Annotated in this window: 21 protein-coding genes; 17 read left to right on the top strand and 4 right to left on the bottom strand. The window is 53.0% G+C overall.

Translation table 11 applies throughout. The annotated features are described in order from the left end of the window. Positions 1-2: 2 nt before the first annotated feature. The 11 genes from nusA (at position 3) to GX030_02050 (ending at position 11,944) form a co-directional block, all read left to right on the top strand. Positions 3-1,508: a transcription termination/antitermination protein NusA gene (nusA, locus tag GX030_02100; protein ID NLV91172.1), complete on the top strand. Its 1,506-nt coding sequence runs from the start codon at positions 3-5 to the stop codon at positions 1,506-1,508. 6 nt (positions 1,509-1,514) lie between these two features. After that, on the top strand, positions 1,515-1,784 hold the full coding sequence (locus tag GX030_02095; GenBank protein ID NLV91171.1) for a YlxR family protein: 270 nt from the start codon (positions 1,515-1,517) through the stop codon (positions 1,782-1,784). After that, a complete protein-coding gene (locus GX030_02090) occupies positions 1,781-2,077 on the top strand; it encodes a 50S ribosomal protein L7ae (protein NLV91170.1) in 297 nt (98 codons plus the stop codon). Before GX030_02095 ends, GX030_02090 begins: the two co-directional genes overlap by 4 nt. Positions 2,078-2,226: 149 nt before the next feature. Beyond that, complete coding sequence (gene infB / locus GX030_02085) at positions 2,227-4,344, top strand: translation initiation factor IF-2 (GenBank protein ID NLV91169.1); 2,118 nt, start codon at positions 2,227-2,229, stop codon at positions 4,342-4,344. A 158-nt stretch (positions 4,345-4,502) separates the two neighbouring features. Then, positions 4,503-4,901: a 30S ribosome-binding factor RbfA gene (gene rbfA / locus GX030_02080; protein ID NLV91168.1), complete on the top strand. Its 399-nt coding sequence runs from the start codon at positions 4,503-4,505 to the stop codon at positions 4,899-4,901. Then, a complete protein-coding gene (locus GX030_02075) occupies positions 4,888-5,898 on the top strand; it encodes a bifunctional oligoribonuclease/PAP phosphatase NrnA (protein ID NLV91167.1) in 1,011 nt (336 codons plus the stop codon). Before rbfA ends, GX030_02075 begins: the two co-directional genes overlap by 14 nt. Positions 5,899-5,914: 16 nt before the next feature. Beyond that, positions 5,915-6,919, top strand: a complete 1,005-nt coding sequence (gene truB / locus GX030_02070) for a tRNA pseudouridine(55) synthase TruB (GenBank protein ID NLV91166.1) — start codon at positions 5,915-5,917, stop codon at positions 6,917-6,919. 61 nt (positions 6,920-6,980) lie between these two features. Beyond that, positions 6,981-7,970 (top strand): bifunctional riboflavin kinase/FAD synthetase, encoded by a 990-nt coding sequence (locus tag GX030_02065; protein NLV91165.1) that lies wholly within the window; start codon positions 6,981-6,983, stop codon positions 7,968-7,970. 149 nt (positions 7,971-8,119) lie between these two features. Beyond that, the gene (gene rpsO / locus GX030_02060; protein ID NLV91164.1) at positions 8,120-8,389 is read left to right on the top strand and encodes a 30S ribosomal protein S15; all 270 of its coding nucleotides are present in this window, start codon (positions 8,120-8,122) and stop codon (positions 8,387-8,389) included. 214 nt (positions 8,390-8,603) lie between these two features. Continuing rightward, a complete protein-coding gene (pnp, locus tag GX030_02055) occupies positions 8,604-10,727 on the top strand; it encodes a polyribonucleotide nucleotidyltransferase (protein ID NLV91163.1) in 2,124 nt (707 codons plus the stop codon). Positions 10,728-10,846: 119 nt separating this feature from the next. Next, the gene (locus tag GX030_02050; protein NLV91162.1) at positions 10,847-11,944 is read left to right on the top strand and encodes a DUF3866 family protein; all 1,098 of its coding nucleotides are present in this window, start codon (positions 10,847-10,849) and stop codon (positions 11,942-11,944) included. A gap of 55 nt (positions 11,945-11,999) precedes the next feature. Here GX030_02050 and GX030_02045 read toward each other — a convergent pair whose 3' ends face one another. From GX030_02045 to GX030_02030, 4 genes are read right to left on the bottom strand one after another with little or no spacing between them, the layout of a single operon-like run. Then, entirely contained in the window at positions 12,000-13,019 is a 1,020-nt protein-coding gene (locus tag GX030_02045; protein ID NLV91161.1) for a polyprenyl synthetase family protein, read from the bottom strand. 12 nt (positions 13,020-13,031) lie between these two features. Further along, positions 13,032-13,583: a Gx transporter family protein gene (locus GX030_02040; protein NLV91160.1), complete on the bottom strand. Its 552-nt coding sequence runs from the start codon at positions 13,581-13,583 to the stop codon at positions 13,032-13,034. A gap of 19 nt (positions 13,584-13,602) precedes the next feature. Continuing rightward, a complete protein-coding gene (locus tag GX030_02035; protein ID NLV91159.1) occupies positions 13,603-13,986 on the bottom strand; it encodes a NusG domain II-containing protein in 384 nt (127 codons plus the stop codon). A 36-nt stretch (positions 13,987-14,022) separates the two neighbouring features. Beyond that, entirely contained in the window at positions 14,023-15,084 is a 1,062-nt protein-coding gene (locus GX030_02030) for an FAD:protein FMN transferase (protein ID NLV91158.1), read from the bottom strand. 306 nt (positions 15,085-15,390) lie between these two features. Here GX030_02030 and GX030_02025 point away from each other — a divergent pair, with 306 nt between their 5' ends. The 6 genes from GX030_02025 to GX030_02000 form a co-directional block, all read left to right on the top strand. Continuing rightward, positions 15,391-17,268, top strand: coding sequence for an FAD-dependent oxidoreductase (locus GX030_02025; protein NLV91157.1), 1,878 nt, complete (start codon positions 15,391-15,393; stop codon positions 17,266-17,268). Between the two features lie 118 nt (positions 17,269-17,386). Then, complete coding sequence (locus GX030_02020; protein NLV91156.1) at positions 17,387-18,256, top strand: Nif3-like dinuclear metal center hexameric protein; 870 nt, start codon at positions 17,387-17,389, stop codon at positions 18,254-18,256. A 203-nt stretch (positions 18,257-18,459) separates the two neighbouring features. Further along, on the top strand, positions 18,460-18,891 hold the full coding sequence (mraZ, locus tag GX030_02015) for a division/cell wall cluster transcriptional repressor MraZ (protein ID NLV91155.1): 432 nt from the start codon (positions 18,460-18,462) through the stop codon (positions 18,889-18,891). Between the two features lie 33 nt (positions 18,892-18,924). Next, positions 18,925-19,863 (top strand): 16S rRNA (cytosine(1402)-N(4))-methyltransferase RsmH, encoded by a 939-nt coding sequence (gene rsmH, locus GX030_02010; protein NLV91154.1) that lies wholly within the window; start codon positions 18,925-18,927, stop codon positions 19,861-19,863. Positions 19,864-19,892: 29 nt separating this feature from the next. Continuing rightward, a complete protein-coding gene (locus tag GX030_02005) occupies positions 19,893-20,363 on the top strand; it encodes a hypothetical protein (protein NLV91153.1) in 471 nt (156 codons plus the stop codon). Between the two features lie 24 nt (positions 20,364-20,387). After that, on the top strand, positions 20,388-21,317 hold a 930-nt coding region (locus tag GX030_02000), incomplete at its 3' end, for a stage V sporulation protein D (GenBank protein NLV91152.1).

The following is a 21,317-nucleotide window of genomic DNA, read 5'->3' as shown; positions in this document are numbered from 1 at the left end:
AAATGAACTTAGAGTTGGTGGGTGCTCTCGAGGAGTTAGAAAAAGAGAGGGGTATATCCAAGGACATCCTATTGGAGGCCATTGAGTTTGCCATCGTGTCCGCTTATAAGAGAGATTATGGGGCCAATGGCCAGAATGTCAGTGTCAGCATCGATGAGCGGACTGGCAACATTAAGGTGTATGCGTATAAGCGAGTGGTCGAGACCGTGGAAAACCGGGCTGAAGAGATTAGTCTCGAGGATGCCAGGGATATAGATCCCAGTCTTGAGTTGGATGACTCCGTGGAGGTGGAGGTTACCCCCCGTGATTTTGGCCGGATCGCGGCACAGACTGCAAAGCAGGTTGTAATTCAGCGGATCCGCGAAGCGGAAAGAGCTTTGGTGTATGAGGAGTACTCCAATCGGGTTGGAGATATCGTAACGGGCGTGGTCTCCCGCAGAGAGCATCGCAATGTGATGGTTGAACTGGGCAAGGTCGAGGCTGTGCTTCCTCCCGGTGATCAAATGCCCGGTGATGATTATTCCCCAGGAACTAGGCTGAAGCTGTACATTGTGGATGTCAAGGAACACACTAAGGGACCCCAGGTGATTATCTCCCGAACCCATCCCATGCTTCTGGCTCGCTTGTTCGAGTTGGAGGTGCCGGAGATCTACTCCGGTGTCGTGGAGATTATGGGAGTCGCCCGAGAAGCGGGAGTCAGATCGAAGATCTCCGTGATGTCCCATTCGGAAAACGTTGACCCCGTGGGAGCTTGTGTTGGCCCCCGGGGCGTTCGGGTCCAGGCAGTGGTCAAAGAACTCAAGGGCGAAAAGGTAGATATTATTGCTTATAGCGACAATCCTGAAGAATACGTTGCCAATGCCCTTAGTCCCGCTCGGGTAAATCGGGTTATTGTCGATGAAGAAGGCAAGAGCGCTCGAGTGGTGGTTCCCGACAATCAGCTATCGCTTTCTATCGGTAAGGAGGGGCAAAACGCCCGCTTGGCTGCTCGACTGACTGGATGGAGAATCGACATTAAGAGCGAAGAGCAGATGGCGCAGATCATTGCGGAAGAGGCTTTCCAAAGGGCAGTCCCCGAAGAAGAGGACGAGGAGCCGGTGGCAGCGGGTTCCGATGCCCAGTGGGAAGCGACAGAAGAAGAGGCAGTTGAGGCAGAATCCCCGGCCGTGGAAGATAGTTGGGAAGAGGTTGGGGAGAAGGTTCGGGAGCCGGAAACTGAAGATATAGATGACGTAGAGGAGATAGAAACTGTAGAGCCAGACACCGAAGAGCCTGAAGACGAGGAGCCTCCGGTCAGTCAAAGGCTTGAGGAGATCGATTACAGCGGCTTAGATCGAATTGAAGCCTTCAAGTTGAGATTGCTGAAAGCACAACAGGAACAGGCTGCCCGCAAGCAGCAGGAAAAGGCCGACAAGGATAGGAAGGCGGCCAAGGAGGAGAACAAGGGTACGGTGCTCCATGATTTGTCATCGCTGAAGGCTTTCTTTGAAGATGACGAGGAGGAGTAGTGGTAGATGAGACCTCGCAGGCAACCACAGCGAACCTGTATTGGATGTCGCACGGTTCAGGATAAGAGGGACCTAGTTCGAATTGTCAGGACCACCGAAGGGTCCATTGAGCTGGACACCACGGGAAAGAAAAACGGCAGAGGGGCATACCTGTGCCGTAACCTGGAGTGCTTCGATGCTGCCGTCGCCAAGAAGGGCTTAGGTAAGGCATTACGCTGCTCCGTAAGCGATGAGGAGCTAAGCATCCTGCGAGATGAGTTTGGGGGATTGGTATGAAGCCCCAGGCACTGTTGGGATTTGCTAGAGCTGCCGGGAGAATTGTGATGGGCCGGACAGCGGTTAAGAAGGCAGTTGTTGCCGGCAGAGTGCATCTGTTGATTGTGGCCGAGGATGCGGCTCAGGGGACGGTGGGGGAATTTGAGTATTTGGCCACCGAGTTTACTTTGCCCCTGGTTCGGTTTTCCACCATGGATGAGCTGGGACAGATGGTAGGCAGGTCTGCCTTGGCTGTGGTTGGAGTGACCGATCGGCAGTTTGCTCAGCAGTTGGAACGAGCCCTTTCCAGCTAACCAACAATACGTATAACGAAACTTTCCCGTTGACCCTTTGGGAGTTAGATGGTGATGGGAATAACGGTTTTGGAGGGTTAGATCAAAAAAACTACGTAATTCGAGGAGAGGTTGTTTAGTCATGGGTTAGGGGAGAATAGCTAGGAGTGATGTTTTTGTCGAAAGTCAGAGTCTATGAACTAGCCCGGGAAATTGGGATTCAAAGTAAAGAACTAGTAGAGTTTTTGGAAGAGCTTGGTGCCGATGTTAAGAATCATATGAGCACCGTGGAAGAGGATATTGCAGAAATGATCAAGGATCACTTCGCAGTTGAAGCGGAGGATCCGATGTTAGATGATGAGCTGGCGGATTCCATACCGACTCGAGAAAAGATTAAGGCCAGCTCAAGGCCCGATGATGAAAGCAAGCGCAGTAACCATCGCGGTTCGAAGAAGACCAAAGGCCGGAGCAAGCGTCATCAGGATCGCAGGTCCGGGGCTCAGGATCAGCGGCGAGACTCGCGATCTCAATCCGACACTAAGAAAGAGGTCGAGATCTCGATGCCGGCAACGGTCAGAGATCTGTCGGCTCTATTTGGTATTCCCGCAGCACAGCTGATTAAAGCCTTGATGCAAGAGGGAATTATGGCTACGGTGAATCAGAATGTGGATCGAGACACCGCTGTGCTGCTGGCAGATAAGTTTGGAATTTCTGTGAAAGAGTCTGCGCCGCCCGCGGTTGATCCGATGGAGGACATTGAAGACGCCGAGGAGGATCTGCGGGAACGGCCGCCCGTGGTTACCATCATGGGTCACGTTGACCATGGTAAAACCACTTTGCTAGATGCCATTCGAGAAACCAAAGTGGCGGCTCAGGAGGCCGGGGGGATTACCCAGCACATCGGTGCTTACCAGGTCGAGATCGATGGTCGCAAGATCACCTTCTTGGATACCCCGGGACATGAGGCCTTTACCGCTATGCGGTCCCGGGGAGCGCAGGTCACGGATATTGCTGTCTTAGTTGTAGCCGCGGATGATGGGGTCATGCCGCAAACGGTGGAGGCCATTAACCATGCCAAGGCAGCCGACGTTCCCATTATCGTGGCTGTCAATAAGTGTGATCGGGAAAATGCTAATCCCGACCGGGTGAAACAGGAATTGACAGAGCATGGCTTGATCCCCGAAGAGTGGGGCGGCGACACTATTTGTGTCAATATTTCCGCTCTGCGGCGAGAGAATCTCGATGAACTGCTGGAGATGATCCTCCTGGTGGCCGAAATGCGTGAGCTGAAGGCCAATCCTAACCGGCCGGGACGAGGAAATGTCATCGAGGCGGAATTGGATCGGGGCCGGGGGCCTGTGGCTACAGTACTAGTCAGAAAGGGTACCGTACGTGTGGGAGATTCCATCGTGTCCGGGGAAGTCTATGGTCGGGTCAGGGCGATGATGAACCATCTGGGTCAGAGGGTGGAAGAGGCTGGTCCTTCTACACCGGTAGAGATTCTTGGCTTTAATGATGTTCCCCAGGCCGGCGATGTGATGGTGGTCGTCGAAGACGAAAAGACTGCCCGCCAGGTAGCAGAAGCTCGGGCCGCAGAGATACGAGAAGTTGAACTGAGGAAGACCGGCCCTGTAACCTTGGATGAGCTGTTTAGCCAGATCAGCGCAGGTAAGATCAAGGAGCTAAACGTGATCATCAAGGCCGACGTTCAAGGCTCTGTAGAGGCGATGAGTCAGTCGCTGCAGAAATTGTCCAATGAAGAAGTTAGGATCAACGTGATTCACGGTGGCGTCGGAGCTGTGTCGGAAACCGACGTTAACTTTGCTGCTGCTTCCAACGCGGTGATTATCGGGTTCAATGTCCGTCCCGACGCTTCAGCCCGCAAGGCTGCAGAACGGGAAGAAGTGGATATTCGGTTGTACCGTGTAATCTATGATGCTATCGAAGACGTCAAGGCCGCCTTGGAGGGCATGCTTGAGCCGGACTACAAGGAAGTAATCCTAGGCCAGGCTGAGGTGAGACAGACCTTTAGAGTGCCTGGAGTTGGAACCGTTGCGGGAAGTTATGTGATCGACGGGAAAATCGCTCGCAACGCCGAGGTCAGGGTATTGCGAGATAATATTGTGATTCATGAGGGACGGATTTCTTCCTTGCGCAGATTCAAGGACGACGTGCGAGAAGTAGCTACCAACTACGAATGTGGTATTGGCATTGAGCGATTTAATGACATTAAAGAAGGCGACATCATTGAAGCCTTTGTCATGGAGCCTGTAGCTCGCAAACTATAGGACCACAGGAAGCTGGGCTGCGGGCATGGTCCCGCCGCTGTAGTGCGGTTTTAGACAATTGGATTGAAGTTCGGCTCTGGAACCGGGCTACTGCCCGGTTCAGTCTCTGTAAAGTCAAGGGATTCTCGCTGCTATGACCGCACAAGGGAGGATGTCAGATGGCCAGACAACAACGAGTTGAACGAGTACGCGAGGCAATCAAGGGGGAACTTGGGGATATCATCCAAAAACTCAAGGATCCTCGCATTGGATTCACCACCGTCACCGATGTAGAGGTCTCCAGTGACCTTCGGCATGTTAAGGCCTATGTCAGCGTCTATGGGACCGATGAAGCCAAGGAGGCTACCATGAAGGCTCTCAACCATGCTAAGGGGCATGTGCGAACGGAGATCGGTAAGAGAGTCCGCTTGCATCATACACCGGAGATAATGTTTGTCTTTGATAGTTCCCTAGAGTATGGGGCTCGCATCAATGAGTTGCTGCGGACGATTCGGACAGAGGACGAGGTCGATGGGACGACTACCACTGAGGATGAGGCTGAAGATGAACAGGCATAGCGGGGACCACGAACAAAGGGCCCAATGGGATGCCGTAGTTACCGCCTTGCGTCGTGGGCAGCGGATAGCGATCACCTCCCATATCGACCCCGATCCCGACAGTATCGGCTCTTGCCTTGCTGTGTGGCATGGGTTGCTGTCCCTGGACAAGCAACCTGTAGTGGTGATGGCCGATGAGGTCCCCCACTACCTTAGGTTTCTGTCGGGGGCCGACGAAATTCTAACCCTGGGACGGGGTCAGAAGAATCTATTGGGCGATGATCGCCGGTTCGATACTCTAGTCGTGGTGGATTGCGAGCCGGAACGCACCGGCGGGATTCTTCCGGAGGAATTGGGCGATATCGTGGTGGTAAACATTGATCATCACGTTAGTAATGAAGCCCAGGTGGACCACAAAGTCCTTGTTCCCCAAGCTGCGGCTACCGCGGAGCTGATTGGACAGCTGTTGGCACAGCTGCAGGTTCCTCTGACGGGAGAAAGTGCTCAATGTCTTCTGGCCGGTCTGATTGGCGACACCGGATCCTTCGCCTACGGTAACACCACCCCTGAGACCCATCGCTTTGCTGCCCAATTGCTGGAGGTTGGCGCCAACAGCGAAGAAATTCATCAACAACTCTTTGAAACCGTTCCTTTTGAGTTTCCCGGGATGTTGTGTCGCGTCCTGCAGCGACTGCATCGCTCCGATGATGGGAGGGTGGCCTGGATCGAAATTCCCTTGGAACTGGTCACCAAGATGAAGGAGATTCAAATGGAGTCGGAGCGGATCGTACGCTATGCCCGGATGATCCAGGGGGTTGAAGTGGCCGCTTTGATTCGGGAAATAGCCCCCGGAGTGTGCAAGGTCAGTTTGCGTTCTAAGGCCGAGGTTGATGTCAGTCAGGTGGCAGCCAGCCTTGGAGGAGGAGGACATCGGAAGGCCGCGGGCTGTACGGTGACGGCTAATCTAGACGAGACAAGAGATCGGGTGTTAGCTGCCATCGACCAGTTCATGGATTAGGAAAGGTGGGTGACCCATGGGGGGTGGGTTTGTATGTGTCAACAAACCTCCGGGAATGTCGTCCCACGATGTTGTTAATTGGGCTCGACGGTTATTTGGGATTCGCAGGATCGGTCACACCGGGACCTTGGATCCTGGAGCCGCCGGGGTGCTGGTACTGGCCGTGGGCCCAGCGACTAAGGTCTTGGAGTACATGGAAGGGGAAACCAAGGCCTATAAAGCAGAATGTACCTTAGGGATCGTTACCGATACGCAGGATCAGGCAGGCAAGATCCTCGAGGTGAAGTCCGGTTGCCCATCGCTAGCCGTCATCGAGCAAGCTCTTGCTGCTATGACGGGACCCATCGAGCAGATTCCTCCGATGGTATCCGCCGTTAAATACAAGGGTCGTCGATTGTATGAGTTAGCCCGAAAGGGTCAGGAAGTTCCCCGTCGGCCCCGACGGGCCACCATCCACTGCCTGAGGCTAGTGGAAGTGCGACCACAGATGATGTTCCTGGAGGTTCCTCTGGCCGATATAGTGGGGGAGTTTACCCCCGCCAATAGAATCGATCCCGTGCCCGAAGGTAGTGGCGGAAGGATCATGTTTGAGGTCTGGTGTTCCCGGGGAACCTATGTTCGGACTCTGTGCCATGACCTGGGCAAGGCCTTGGGTTGCGGCGCCTATATGTCCTTCTTGCTGCGGACTCGGTCTGGCCCCTTCTTGCTGCATCACGCCAAGACCTTAGAGGAATGGGAAGAGATAGTGGATAAGGCCGGATCCGCAGAAGGAGCTCTGGAGTATGCTCTTCCCATTGAATTTGGCTTGCCAGGGATGCCCTTGTTGACTGTCGATGACCGGCAGTCCCGGCGCCTGGGCCATGGGGGAGCTGTCGATGTACAGGTGGAACAGAGTCAGGAATTTGCCCTGGGGACGAAGGTGTTTGTGAAAAATGGAGCTGGAAGAGAAGTCTGTATTGCTCAAGTTGCGACAAGGGATGAGGAGAAGGTTAGGCTTCAGCCTGTAAAGGTGTTGATCTAACCCAGGAGCCCGGTTCGGGATTGAGTAGTCGCCAGTAGCACTGCGGCAGGGAGAGAGCACTGTGGAGAATGGTTACAGAACGGTAGATTCCATCGAACAAGGTTTGCCCTATCCAGTAGTGGCCTTAGGTTTTTTTGATGGTGTTCACTTGGGCCATCAGGTGATCTTGGATCTGGTGCAGGAACGGGCGCAAAGTCACGGTGGTACCAGTATGGTACTGACCTTGGACCAACATCCCCTGGTGGTGATATCCAAAGAGGAGCCGCCCCAATTGCTGACCACGTTACCGGAAAGGATCGACTTGTTGTTGGCTTCGGGGGTTAATCGAGTAGTGACCGTTGGATTCAATCAGGAATTTGCCTCGATGTCTCCGGAAGAGTTTGTTGAGGAGATCCTAGTCCAGCGATTGCAGGTCAAAGAAGTTGTCGCCGGGCACGACTATCGCTTTGGTCATCGGGCCAGCGGTGATATGGCGTTGATGAAGCAACTGGGCAAGAAGTTCGGTTTTTCTGTTTTGGTAGTGGCTCCCGTGGAACGGGAGGGGGCTCGCGTGTCCAGTACCAAGATCCGTCGCCTCCTCCAGGAGGAGGGGAATGTAGAAGCAGCTGCTAAGTTGCTGCAGCGGGAGTATTCCCTGCAGGGGATCGTGGTTCCCGGGAAACAACGGGGCAGAAAACTAGGCTTTCCCACTGCCAACATCCAGGTTGATGCTCACAAAATTGTGCCTGCCGATGGAGTCTACGCCGTCAAGGTGTATCTACCCGAGGGATATTTAGGCGGGGGCGGAGCTGAAGTCCAAGGATTGAACGGGAGGGATCAGTGGTTCACGGGAGTGTTGTCCATCAGCCACAATCCCACCTTTGATGAGAAACAGCGGACCGTTGAAGTACACCTATTGGATTTCAGCGGAGACCTCTATGGCCGCAACTTGCGTCTGGAGTTTATCCAGTACTTAAGGCCAATCTACCGCTTCGAAGCCGTAGCTGATCTGGTGAAGCAGGTGGAGCAGGACAAGGCCACAGCTAGAGTGCTCCTGGAGGAATATCGGTAAGGAGCGCCTTTAGTCTTGCACATTGTTCCAGTTCATGATATATTCTTCGAGGGAGGTATTATCGACTCCCCGCTGAACCTCTGGCTCGGTCTTGCGTAGCCTCGACGAGGATCTGGGCCAGTGGCGATTTAGACTTGGAGGTGACAGGAATGACTCTACAAAAGGATATCAAGCAGGAAATCATCGTAGAAAATCAGATTCATGAATCCGATACCGGATCGCCTGAAGTGCAGATTGCGATTTTGACTCGTCGGATTGCTGACTTGACGGAGCATCTTAAGGTTCACAAGAAGGACTACCACTCCAGAAGAGGTATGCTTAAGATGATCGGACGCCGCCGCGGGTTACTTAACTATCTGCGGAAGAAGGATGTCGAACGCTATCGGGCTATTTGCGACAAGTTAGGCATTAGACGATAACGGAAATTCTATCATGGCTTGAGTGAGGCAGGGTCTAAGTAAACCCTGCCTTTTTCACGATGTAGCCCTGAATCCTGTCTTCCAAAGCTAACTTTTTTCTACAATCTAGGGATAGAATAAGGATGTAGGATCTGATAGGATGACCATCAAGGGACCAGCAGTTTAACTTGAGAGTCATTCCAACAGGTAGGACAAGAACATGGGAGGTTAACAAATGGAGTTGAAAGAGTTTTCAATGGAGTTAGGAGGGCGCCCAATCACCGTCGAAACCGGTCGAGTGGCTGGACAAGCCAACGGTGCGGTCATGGTGAGATATGGTGAGACGGTGGTTTTAGTTACCGCCACCATGTCCAGTCAGCCTCGGGAGGGAATTGACTTCTTCCCACTCCTAGTGGACTATGAGGAGCGAATGTATGCCATTGGGCGGATTCCCGGTGGCTGGGCCCGTAGAGAAGGAAGACCCAGTGAGGGTGCCGTTCTCGCGGCTCGCATGATCGATCGCCCGTTGCGTCCACTATTTCCCGAGGGCTTTCGTAATGATGTTCAGGTAGTCTGTACCGTCATGTCCGTGGATAACGAGAATCCCGCGGATATTGCGGCAATGATCGGAGCCTCTGCGGCCCTGAGTATTTCCGATATTCCCTTTGAGGGGCCCATCGGTGGTGTGCGAATTGGTCGCCTCAAGGGTGAGTTTGTGATTAATCCCTCCTCCGAGGAACTGGCAGAATCAGACCTTAACCTAGTGGTGGCCGGAACCAAGGATGCGATCATGATGGTGGAAGCAGGAGCCGATGAAGTATCGGAAGAGGTTATGCTTGATGCCATCATGTATGGCCATGAGGTGATCAAGGAGATTGTAGCTTGGCAGGAACAGATGATGGCGGAGGTTGGCAAGGAGAAGCTGGAAGTTACCTTGCATCAGCCCGATCCCGCGGTAGCCCAGTGGGTGCAAAGCAATGGCGCCGACAAATTGGCCGCCGCTGTCGACGAGGCCGACAAGCTGACCCGGCAGGATGCCATTGACGCAGCCAAGGAAGAGATAGCGGCTCGTTTTGTTGCAGAGTTTGGTGAAGAAACTGCCGCTGAGAAGGCCGGTGACTTAGCTTCCATCCTCGATGACATCGTCAAGGAAGAAGTCCGGCGGATGATTACCGTGGACCACAGGCGTCCCGATGGTCGTGGTCTTGATGAGATCAGACCAATTACCTGCGAAGTTGGGCTGTTGCCCCGTGCCCATGGATCGGGACTCTTTACTCGGGGACAGACTCAGGTTCTGACGGCCTGTGCCCTAGGAGTCAAGTCCGATGCCCAGGTACTGGATGACCTTGGTGATGAGGATCATAAACGCTATATTCACCACTACAATTTCCCACCCTACAGTGTCGGCGAAACTCGCCCAATGCGGTCCCCTGGCAGACGGGAAATCGGTCATGGTGCTTTGGCTGAGCGGGCTTTACTGCCGGTTATTCCACCGCCGGAGGAGTTTCCCTATACCATTCGCCTGGTCTCTGAGGTGTTGGAATCCAACGGCTCCAGTTCTCAGGCCAGTGTCTGCGGTAGTACCTTGGCTTTGATGGATGCCGGAGTCCCGATTCGCAAACCGGTGGCGGGAATTGCCATGGGATTGGTGAAAAAGGGTGACAACATCACCATCCTCACCGACATTCAAGGGATGGAGGACCATCTTGGGGATATGGACTTCAAGGTCGCGGGCACCCGGGATGGAATCACCGCTCTGCAAATGGATATGAAGATCAGCGGAGTGGGACGAGAGATCCTAGGCCGAGCTTTAGAGCAGGCTCGAGCGGGAAGACTCTTTATTCTCGACAAGATGGCCGAGGTCATCGACAAGCCCCGCAGTGAGCTGTCGCCTTGGGCGCCTCGCATTATCACCTTGGAGATTCCCGTTGAGAAGATCCGGGATGTGATTGGCTCCGGCGGCAAGACCATCCGCAAGATTATCGATGAGACCGGAGTTTCCATCGACATCGAGGACGATGGCAGAGTCTACATCGCTTCCACCGATATGGAATCGGGTTATCGGGCAAGGGAGATAGTTGAAACCTTGGTCAAGGACGTTGCGGTGGGAGAGACCTACTTAGGTGAAGTCAAGCGGATTATGGACTTCGGCGCCTTCGTGGAGGTTCTGCCCGGTAAAGAGGGACTGGTGCACATCTCCAAGTTGAGCCGCAAGCGTATCGGCAAAGTTGAAGATGTAGTTTCCGTAGGAGATCGATTGATGGTCAAAGTTATTGAGATCGATCGACAGGGGCGAATTAACTTGTCCCACAAGGATACTCTGGGCCCCGATGATGGACCAGGCCCCGTAAAAAGATAGCAGTAGCTAAAGCTGAAAACGACCCGCTAGGTATCTAGGTTTACCTAAGTGGGTTTTTTCTGTTTGTAACCGCTAACAATAATGGTGATTGAGGTAAATATCGACGGGGGTGACGGTCTGTGATCCATCGGCGCAGGGGAGTAATTAAGTCTGTAACCTGGATTTCGCCAGAGGTTTGGGAAGCTCAGGTCAGCATCGAGGGGCAAGGGGAAGAGGCGAAGGCCCTGGGGTATCGGGAATTGGTTGGCGATGGGCAACCGGGGATGGAAGTTATTCTCAATACAACGGCCGTTGATCTGGGACTGGGGACCGGGGGCTATCATTTTGTGATGGCAGTTGATTCATCGCCGGACCCGGTGCCGGATCGGCCGGGCCACATCATGAAACTGCGATATACTCCCTGTCAGCTACCGGTGCTCAGTGTCGAGGAAGAGGACAGTCCCCACCATCACGAGTTTACCACCTGGCGCACCCTGGAGGATATGCCGGTAGTGGTGGGAACCCTGCACAGTATGCTGGCCCCGGTGGTAACGGTGATTAAGGGCGGCGCACCAAAGACAAGGATTGCCTACATCATGACCGATGGTGCTGCTTTGCCCCTGGCCTTTAGTCGGACCGTTAGGGAGCTACAGGAAAGGGGAGACTTGGCTGCAACCATTACCTACGGGCATGCCTGGGGAGGAGACTATGAGGCCATCAATGTTTTCTCGGCTCTCATTGCGGCTAAATATGTGGCAAAGGCCGATGTTGCTGTGGTTTTGATGGGACCGGGTGTCGTAGGGACAGGAACATTGCTGGGGACTACGGCTTTGGAGCAGGCGGCAATTATCGATGCTGTTTCTCTTCTGGAGGGGCGTCCCATTGCCATCCCTCGGATGAGTTGGGCCGATCCCCGAGAGCGACATCGAGGGATGAGTCATCACACTTTGACCGCCCTCGGTCGCCTTACCCACCACCGGTGTGAGCTCGCCCTGCCACAACTGCCGGAACCGCAGCTGACCCAACTAAAGGCCCAAGTCGCGGAGGCTGACCTAGACCGACTGCATCGCTTGCACTGGGTGGACGTTACTGAGCCCATGGTACGGCTGCGTCAGTCCGAGCTTACCTTCAGTACCATGGGGCGGGGCTTGGATGAGGACCCGGTATTTTTTGCCGGTGCCGCTGCCGCGGCAGTGGTGGCGGTGGAGGTACTAAGTGAAGCATCGGTACCGGTATGAGCTTACTGCTGAAGGATTAGAAAAAGAAAAGCCACCGGAAAGGGTGGCCAAGAACTTAGGCGGTTCTGGTGGAAAACCTTCGCTTTTTCGGTGACTTCTGCCAGGCCTGAAGAGGATCAGTGGACTGAAAGGGAACCTCCAAGAGAAGCTGTAGCGTTTCCCTATTGGAGTTGGGCGGCAATTGCTGTAACATGTCCATGGCCTTGGTCAAGTATTTTTGCAGCAGTTTTCTGGCCTGCTCAATTCCCTTGGCTTTGATTACTAAATCCGTTATCCCTTCGAGGGTTTCTTGGGTGGTTTCCTGGGCCAAGAGGTCCTTCAGCTTTTCACTGTACTGAGAATTCATCAAGGTATAAATGATAGGAAGGGTGTAAACACCTTCCTTAATATCATTTCCTACGGGTTTGCCCATCTTCTCCTCGGTAGACACCAGATCGAGGATATCATCTTGAATCTGAAAGGCCATGCCCAGATATAGGCCGTAGCGGGCTAACAGGCGGACTTCCTTTTCCTGACACTGGGCCTGTTTGGCTCCTACCGCGGCAGCCAGGGCAAACAGGATTGCTGTCTTGCCTCGAATCCTACGTAGGTAAGCCAGAACGGAAGGACGGGGAATATACCGATTGGAATACTGATTGACCTCACCTTCACAGATCCGCTGCATTGCTCTGGCCAACGGCTCCAGATGCTCCGTTGCCTTGGCCTCACACAGGAGTTGGAAGGATTTTACAAACAGCCAATCTCCAGTGTAGACCGCGCAGTCTTTGCCGAAGCGAGATTGGGTGGTTGGTACCCCTCGCCGCAACTTTACTTCATCGATAATATCGTCGTGAACTAGGGTAGCCATGTGCAACAACTCAATGGCGGCAGCAACGGAGATGGTGGACTCATCAAAGGTTCCAAAGGACGCGGAAAGCAGGGTCACCGCGGAACGGATCCTTTTTCCCGGAGCGTTGATCAGTTCGGTAACGGCCTCCTGAATCAGCTTCTCTTTGCAGTTGGCAGCAGACTGCAGTTTTTCATCCACCGCTGCCAAATGTTTTGCAAGGCTCGGGTTGTGGTCCCAGAAGCTCAATTGCCCACCTCCTCATTTACTTCCTTGTAACTTGTGAGCGGCCGAATCATAGTTGGCAGCCGCGGCAAGTCCCGTACGCTTCCAACTATCTAGAAGCAGTCTAGTGACTAAGCCAACGAACACTCCCGTTACTGCGCCGGAAGCAATTAGGACCGGCAGGTAGGAATAAAAGGCGAAATTGCCGACGATTATTGAGGCGACAAATAACTGGCCAATATTGTGGGCGAGAGCTCCCAGCACACTGACAGCCGGCAGGCTAAACCAGTTTCTAGCCCTTGAGGTGATCCACATTACCGCTAAAGCGGAGAACCCCCCGGCTAGACTAAATAGCATTGAGCTAACTCCACCGCCTAGTAATGAACTGAGAAGCGTTCGCAACAAGACCACCAGAATCGTATCCGGTAGCGGCAGAGTGTAGATAGAGAATAAGGTCACGATATTTGCTAAACCCAGTTTTACCCCCGGAGCTAACTGGGGGATGGGAAGTAGTCGTTCCACAAGATGCAGAACCAAGCCTAAAGCGACTAACAGGCTGATGGTAACAAGTTTTTTCGTCTTCACGATGCAAACAAACCTTCCTGTTCTATTGAACTACCCCGTCAATCCCCAGGGAGTTATCACTGGACTCGATTCTAACGACCAAACGATTGGGAACACAGACGATACTTCGGGTGGAATCGGAGATCCAGCCTTGCCTTACGTCGATCTGATTGGGACAATTGGCCTCCAGCACCCGAATTCGCCCTGGTTCTATCGCCAGCAGATTGTAGCGAGATGAATCCGGCCGAATGGGAAGGGTATAGGGCTCTTGTACCCGAGAGAGATTGATCCGTTGTATCGGTTGGTTGTCGACGCTGATGACGGCAATGATATCTCCCTGTGGGGCTTGGCGATACCGCAGGTACAATCCGCTGACTAGAATTGCCCCCAATAGAGCCACCAGTAAAAACAGGTCTCCCTTTTTCACGATGATCAAATCCTCACTTGCGGACTGCAAATTGTATTAGTGCTCCAAAGTAAAGCCTTCCATAACTTCAAAACGATCCCGTAGTCCCGATGACACCCAAACCTTACTGTCGTTGTCCACTAATACGGCCTCGATACCCGGCAGCGTCTCCACTAAAGCTTGTCCCTGTTCCTTGCCAAGAATGAAAATACTTGTAGAGAGTCCATCGGCAGCCATTGAGTTCTGGGAAACAATGGTTACACTGGCTAGGTTGCCCTCTGCGGGGTATCCCGTCTTTGGATCCAGGATGTGATGATATTTCACCCCATCGGAAATAAAGTACCTTTCATAGGTTCCCGAAGTTACCACTGAAGTATCAACGAGTGAGAGGACTCCTACAAAGGTGGCGCCGCTTTCATCGAAGGGATTACGAACTCCGATACGCCAAGGGCTTCCATCGGGCTTGGCTCCCACGACCCAGACATTGCCGCCGAGGTTGACATAAGCACTATCGATACCCTGGGCTCGCAGTACCTTCACCGCCTCATCGGCCGCGTATCCCTTAGCAATACCACCTAAGTCTATCGCCATATCCCGTTCTTGCAAAAAGACCGATTGTGTCTGTTCATCGGTTTCGATGCGCTGGTAATCTATTAGGCTGATCAAATGGCTCAACTCTTCCTCGGAGGGCACCCTGGGATGATCGGAGGAAATGCCCCAAGCCTCAACCAAGGGTCCCACCGTGGGATCAAAGGCGCCCTTTGTGAGGCGGGCGTATTCCAAGGCCTGGGTAACCACAGTGAAGGTGTCGGAGCTAACGGACACCGGTTGATCGCCAGCACGATGATTAATGAGGGAAATCTCACTGGAGGCCAAAGTTCGGCTCATGAGAGACTCAATTTCACTGATTCGATCGAAGACCGCATCCATGATTTTATCGTTATCTTCGAATAAGCGGACCTCCACCAAAGTATCCATCAATATTCGGGTTCTGGTTACCGGTTCAGGAGCGGGTTTTTCCCTGCACCCCGACGTTACTAACAATCCCACGAGCACTGTTAAGATTAGCAAATGTCTTTTGTGGGAACGGAAAAAGTTGACTACTGCTAAATACGACAATGACAAACCCCTCACCTCTGTCCTTTGGTGAAAAACTAGGAGTACGCAACATTGCCATTGTAACACGGAATGTAGCAAAATCAAAGGTAGCTGGAGGTATCAGGGGGAGCCAGAATTTTCCTGACTAATTTCTAGAAATACTTGTGGTACAGAGTAATTGTGAGATATAATGGGTAAAGCAACTGTGACTGTGTTCTCAATATCTATCCCTGGATAACTAGTGCTTATTGGAAGGGACCGTTATTGGGAGCACCGGTTAAGTTTGGCAGATTTCCGCGCGAACACTCTGCGAGGAGGCAGGCAAGCATGAAGAGAGTTCTCGTCTTGGGGGCTGGATACGGGGGTGTCGTTGCTGCGTTACGGTTGCACAAGAAGCTGAAGCGGCACAAAGATGTAGAGATCACCCTCATCGATCAAAACGATTATCACACCCTGTTGACAGAGTTACACGAAGTTGCAGGAAATCGGGTTGAGGAAGAAGCTGTTCTGATTCCCTTAGAACGGATATTCCAGTATACCAGGGTTAAGTTGGTGCGAGATCGCATCATTAATATTGATTACGATAAGCAAGAAGTGTCTTCGGCACATCGGACTTATCAGTATGATTATCTAATTCTAGGTTTTGGTAGTGAACCCGCCTACTTTGGAATCGAGGGTATGGAAGAGTACGGATTGACTCTCTGGTCCTATCAGGACGCGGTTCGTATTAAGGAACACATTCACCAAAAGTTCTTGCAGGCTAGGGATGAGCAGGATCCCGTCAAGCGGCGTCAGCTCTTGACCTTCGTCATCGGTGGAGGCGGTTTCACCGGAATTGAGATGGTGGGGGAGCTGGCCCGGTGGAAGGACGAGCTTTGCAGCCAGTACGGTATTCGCCGCTCCGATGTCCGCTTGGTGGTCATTGAGGCTTTACCTAAGATCCTGCCGGTGTTGTCCGATGACTTGATTACCAAGGCTGAGGCCTACTTGACGGAGAAGTTGAACGTTGAAGTACTTACCGAGTGCCGGATCACTAAGGTAACAGCGGAAGCCGTTGAAATAAACGGTACCGATTTGATTCCTACCGAGAGCATGATCTGGACCGGTGGAGTTCAATCCAATCAGGTGGTGGCCGAAAGTGGGCTGCCCGTTGCCAAGCGGGGACGGGTTGAAGTTAACGAGTACCTGCAGACCAGCTATGACAATGTCTACGCCATCGGTGATAATGCTGCCTTTACCACTGCCGATGGGATGACGCTGCCGGCTTTAGTTGAGGCAGCAATGCAAACCGGTCAGGCTGCCGCCGATAACATTATCGCTGAGCTTAAGCAGCAGCAGAAGCGTAAGTGTACTCCTAAGCTCCATGGAGTGATGGTGTCCATCGGTCGATGGTACGGAGTTGCCGACTTGATGGGGATCAAACTGACGGGATTGTTAGCGATTATCATCAAGCATTTGGTCAATCTGCATTATCTCTTCGAAATCGGTGGATTTGAAACCTGTATCGATTACTTGCGGCATGAGTTTATGCGGCCTCGTCCCCGGCGCAACTTCATCGAGGGGCACTTACAGATTCGTCGGCCGGTATTTTTCCTAGTGCCCTTACGGATCTATATGGGGTACCTGTGGCTGGAAGCGGGGATCAGCAAGTTTCAGGACGGATGGTTAGAGCGGGTAGCGTTGACGGCGCAGCGAGCCGTTGATGCCGTGGGCTCCACTTCAGCCACCGTTTCTGAAGTAGCAAATGGAGTCGCCAACGTAGTCTCTAGCGCCAGTGCGGCAGTGGACACCGCAGCTAGTGCCTCCATCGTTGGGGAAGGTGGAGCTACGTTGATGAACCTGATTGGTCAGCACACCCCAAATTGGTACGCTTGGATCATCGAGAATTTCATTGTTCCCAATGCGATGGTCTTTCAATGGCTGGTGGTTGTGACGGAAATTGGGCTCGGCATTGCCTTTATTACGGGAACCTTTACCTTCTTGGCCTCCGTTGTGAGCATTGGAATGAACATCAACTTCCTGTTGAGTACCGGTCTGTGGGATTATTGGTATATTGTGGCCAGCTTTGCCACGATGGCTGGTGCTGGGCGAGTTTGGGGTGTTGACTACTATCTGATGCCCTATCTGATGCGGCAATGGCGCTACTTTGTACGCAATAAGTGGTTTAAGCTGTTCTTGTTTAAGGATCGGAATATAGCCGCTTAGCTCAAGGAATTGTAATTAATCGAGTGGAGGGGATGTTACCATCCTTCCACTCGATTTTTTTCTTCTAGACAGGATATCGACGAAGAAAGCAGGAAGGACCAAGGGTAAAGGGGGCCAAGTGGTAGATAGGATTACCAACGGTATCTGTAAGAGGGGTGAAAACATGGTAACTCTCAAGGACATTATGGAGTGGATTGAAGTAGTTGCTCCAGTATCTCTGGCCGAATCCTGGGACAACGTCGGTTTACAGATTGGAGATCCACAGCAACGGGTGAACAGGGTAATGACCTGCCTGACGGTGACCGAGGAGGTTGCGGACCAGGCACTAACCCAAGGGAGTGATTGTATCGTTGCGCATCATCCTTTGATTTTTCGTCCACTCACCAGGATCGATGCTTCCCAGCCCTTAGGTAGGCTGATCCAGAAGCTCTGCCACAGGCAGATCGCAGTATACAGCTGTCACACCAACTATGACCGAGCCCCCTACGGATTGAATCATCGCTTGGCCCAGGTGCTCAAATTAACCGATGCAAGGCCCTTAGTCCCCACCGAAGCTGTTCCTGGTTTGGTGGTGGAGGGCCAGAGCCCGCAACCGGGGTTGGGTCGGCTCGGTGAACTGGTGGGACATTTCAGTTGGGATGAGTACTTAGCCTACGTGAAGGAGGCCTTGGATATCGGGGAAGTTAGGATCATCCGGGGCCAGCGCCAATCCGGGGGTCCCCGCAGGGTGGCAGTGTGTGGGGGAAGTGGCGGCAGTTTGATTGCAGCTGCCCAGACAGCAGATTTGTATATCACTGGGGATGTGGACTATCACGATGCTCTGTTGGCTCAGGATCTCGGCCTTGAAGTATGGGATCTGGGACACTTTGGCACCGAGAAATTGGCTGCCAACTGGCTGGCCGAGGTAATCAGCCAGGCAGCAACCGCGGCGGCAGTTTCCCTGACCGTGGACATTGCCAGCGAAGGGGACCCCTTTGCACAGGGGTAAGACTCTAACAAGGGATTAGATAGGATCAAGAAGCACCCTGCGGGGTGCTTTTTTCTTATGTGGATTGTAAGAAATTTCGTCTAATTAGGAAGGAAATGGGATGCTTGGCCCGAAATACACGAGTATAGTGGTGGGAAGTGGGGGAAAGTGGGGAGCTTTTTCACTGAAGTGGTTGTTAGGTGTCACCAAAGGAGCCGACCTCTATGTTTATGGGCGAATACCAACATACATTGGATGCTAAGGGCCGGCTAATTGTCCCCGCGAAGTTTCGAGAGGGTCTAGGGGAGGGCTTTGTCGTGACCCGAGGTCTTGATAATTGTCTGTTCATGTACCCACGCTCGGAGTGGGAAGTCCTGGAGGCGAGACTGAAGGAACTGCCCCTAACTAAGAAGGAAGCCCGCCGCTTCGTCCGGTTTTTGTTTTCCGGTGCCGTGGAATGCGACGTGGACAAACAAGGACGGATCACCATACCACCAAACCTACGGGAGTATGCAAGACTGGAGAAGGAAGTTGTCGCCATCGGGGTATCCAATCGGGTCGAGCTATGGAGTCGTGCCCTTTGGGAAGGGTATATACAGGAAGCCGAAGATTCCTACGAAGATATAGCTGAGTCAATTGAGGAGTTGGGGATCTAGGGCGGCAAAAGGATATCAACCGGCGGTGATTAGATGTCAGAGTTTCATCACATACCTGTTCTATTCGATGAAGTAATCACAGGTCTAGCGATCAAGCCCGGGGGGACTTACGTTGACTGCACCGTAGGCGGTGGTGGACACGCCCAAGGGATTCTTGCCAAGGCCGGCGATGGGGGACTGCTGATTGGCATCGATCGAGATCCGGCGGCCCTGGAAGCGGCCCAGCGACGACTTCAGAAGGGGCCGGGACGATTTGTCTTGGTTCACAGCAACTATACCGAATTAGACAAGGTGCTTGCTGCCCACCAAATTGACGGTGTCGATGGATTTCTCTTTGATTTGGGAGTCTCTTCCCATCAGCTGGACATGAAAGACCGGGGATTTAGTTATCATCAAGATGCTGCTTTGGACATGCGCATGAATCCTCAGGCCTCTTTGTCGGCCTACGATGTGGTGAATGGGTATTCAGAAAGGGAGCTAGCCCGGATCATCGGGGAGTACGGCGAGGAGCGCTGGGCCAAGAGGATCGCTGAGTTTATCGTTGCTCGACGACAAACCGGCCCCATCACCACGACTGGGCAACTGGTGGACATTATCAAGGCAGCGGTTCCTGCATCTGCCAGGCGGCTGGGGCCTCATCCGGCTCGCCGCACCTTTCAAGCCATTAGAATCGAGGTCAATGGTGAACTAGAGGGAATTAAGCCTGCGATAATCAGCGCCATTGATCATCTCAAGCCCGGCGGGAGAATTTGTGTCATCAGTTTCCATTCCCTTGAAGATCGAATCGTCAAGCAGAGTTTACAGGAATCAGCTAAGGGCTGTGTCTGTCCCAAGGATTTGCCGGTCTGTACTTGCGGAAATGTACCAAAAGTTCGACTGATAACCAGAAAGCCAATTACCGCAGGCCAAGAGGAGTTAGCGACCAATCCCAGAGCTCGGAGTGCAAAACTTCGGGTAGCAGAAAGGCTATAACGTTCTACAATATGAAGGGGTTGAATAGGATGGTAGGGGCAACAAAGCAGCGTGATTTGGGACGGAAAACCAGGGCGCGAGGGTCCTATCCGATGCTATCGGGACTGTTGTTTGGCTGCGTTGCCGTGTTGGTGATTATTGCCGGAATTGGTCAATCCATTTCCTATACGGCAGTACAATATCAGCTAGAAGAAGCGAGGCAGGTTCTGCATCAAGAACTGCTGATCAATGAACATCTGCAGTTGCAGGTGGCTCAGTTGGAATCCTTAACTCGGATTGAGCACCTGGCGAAGAAGGATCTTGGCATGATCGAGCCGGCAGAGGTCCAGACAATCGTCCTCGCTCCGGAGCTGCCGACTGTCTCTGGTGGTAACTCCTTCTTGGCCCACGATATCACTGTTACAGAGCCAAATCGGTATGTAGCCGCGGCGACAAGGGTATTGGCCCGACTGATTCCGGCTTTGGGCCAGGCGGAGGCCGGTAGGATCGAGGGTAAGTAACCGTCACCTAAGGGGGAATTGTAGTTGGCTAGGTTTGCCATGACTGAAATTCGCCGACGCATTGCGGCCCTTTTTCTCATCTTGATGGTAGGATTTACATTACTGGGACTGCGCCTGGCCTATCTACAAATCGTTCGTAATTCCTGGTATCGAGAAAAAGCACTGTCACAACGCCTACGCCCCGTTCCAGTTGATGCTAAACGGGGTGTAATTTATGATCGGAACTATCAGAAGCTGGCAGTGAGTGTGAGCGCTGATGCGGTCTATGCCACTCCCTCAGAGATCAAGGATCCCGAGGGAACGGCAGCCAAGCTAGCGCAAGTATTGGATCTATCTCAGGAGGAGATCTTGTCCAGGCTGACGAGAAAGCAGGCTACCGTCTGGATCCAGCGGAAGCTGGATCCTCAGACTGCTCGCCAGGTCCGCAACCTGCGACTGCCGGGTATTGGTTTGGTGGAGCGACCGCAGCGGTATTATCCTCACGGTGAGCTGGCGGCCCATGTCCTGGGAATAGCAGGAATTGACAATCAGGGTCTAGAGGGTTTGGAGTTTTTCTATGACGAATATCTGCGGGGTACACCGGGCCGGGTCCAAGCGGAGCGGGATGCCAGGGGTCGAGAGATCCCCGATGGGATTCATCAGTTCATCCCTCCCCAGGACGGGTACGATCTGGTATTGACCATCGATCATGTGATTCAATACATAGCGGAGCGGGAGATTGAAAGGGCTGTACAAAGGACCGGCTCCGAGCGGGGGGCCTTTATCGCCATGGATCCCAAGACCGGTGAGATTTTGGCTTGGGCCCTATACCCTAAATTTGACCCCAACAATTACCAGGATTATCCCGCCACCAATAGGCGAAACTTCGCCATCGCGGACATGTATGAGCCGGGCTCTACCTTTAAGATAGTGACGGGATCCTCGGCCCTGGACGCCGGCGTGGTCACTTTAAAC

Source organism: Bacillota bacterium, assembly GCA_012727955.1.
In the GTDB taxonomy this organism is placed as follows: Bacteria; Bacillota; Limnochordia; order DTU087; family JAAYGB01; genus JAAYGB01.
The sequence above is the reverse complement of the archived record's forward strand: the minus strand, read 5'-3'. Positions and strand labels throughout refer to the sequence as shown.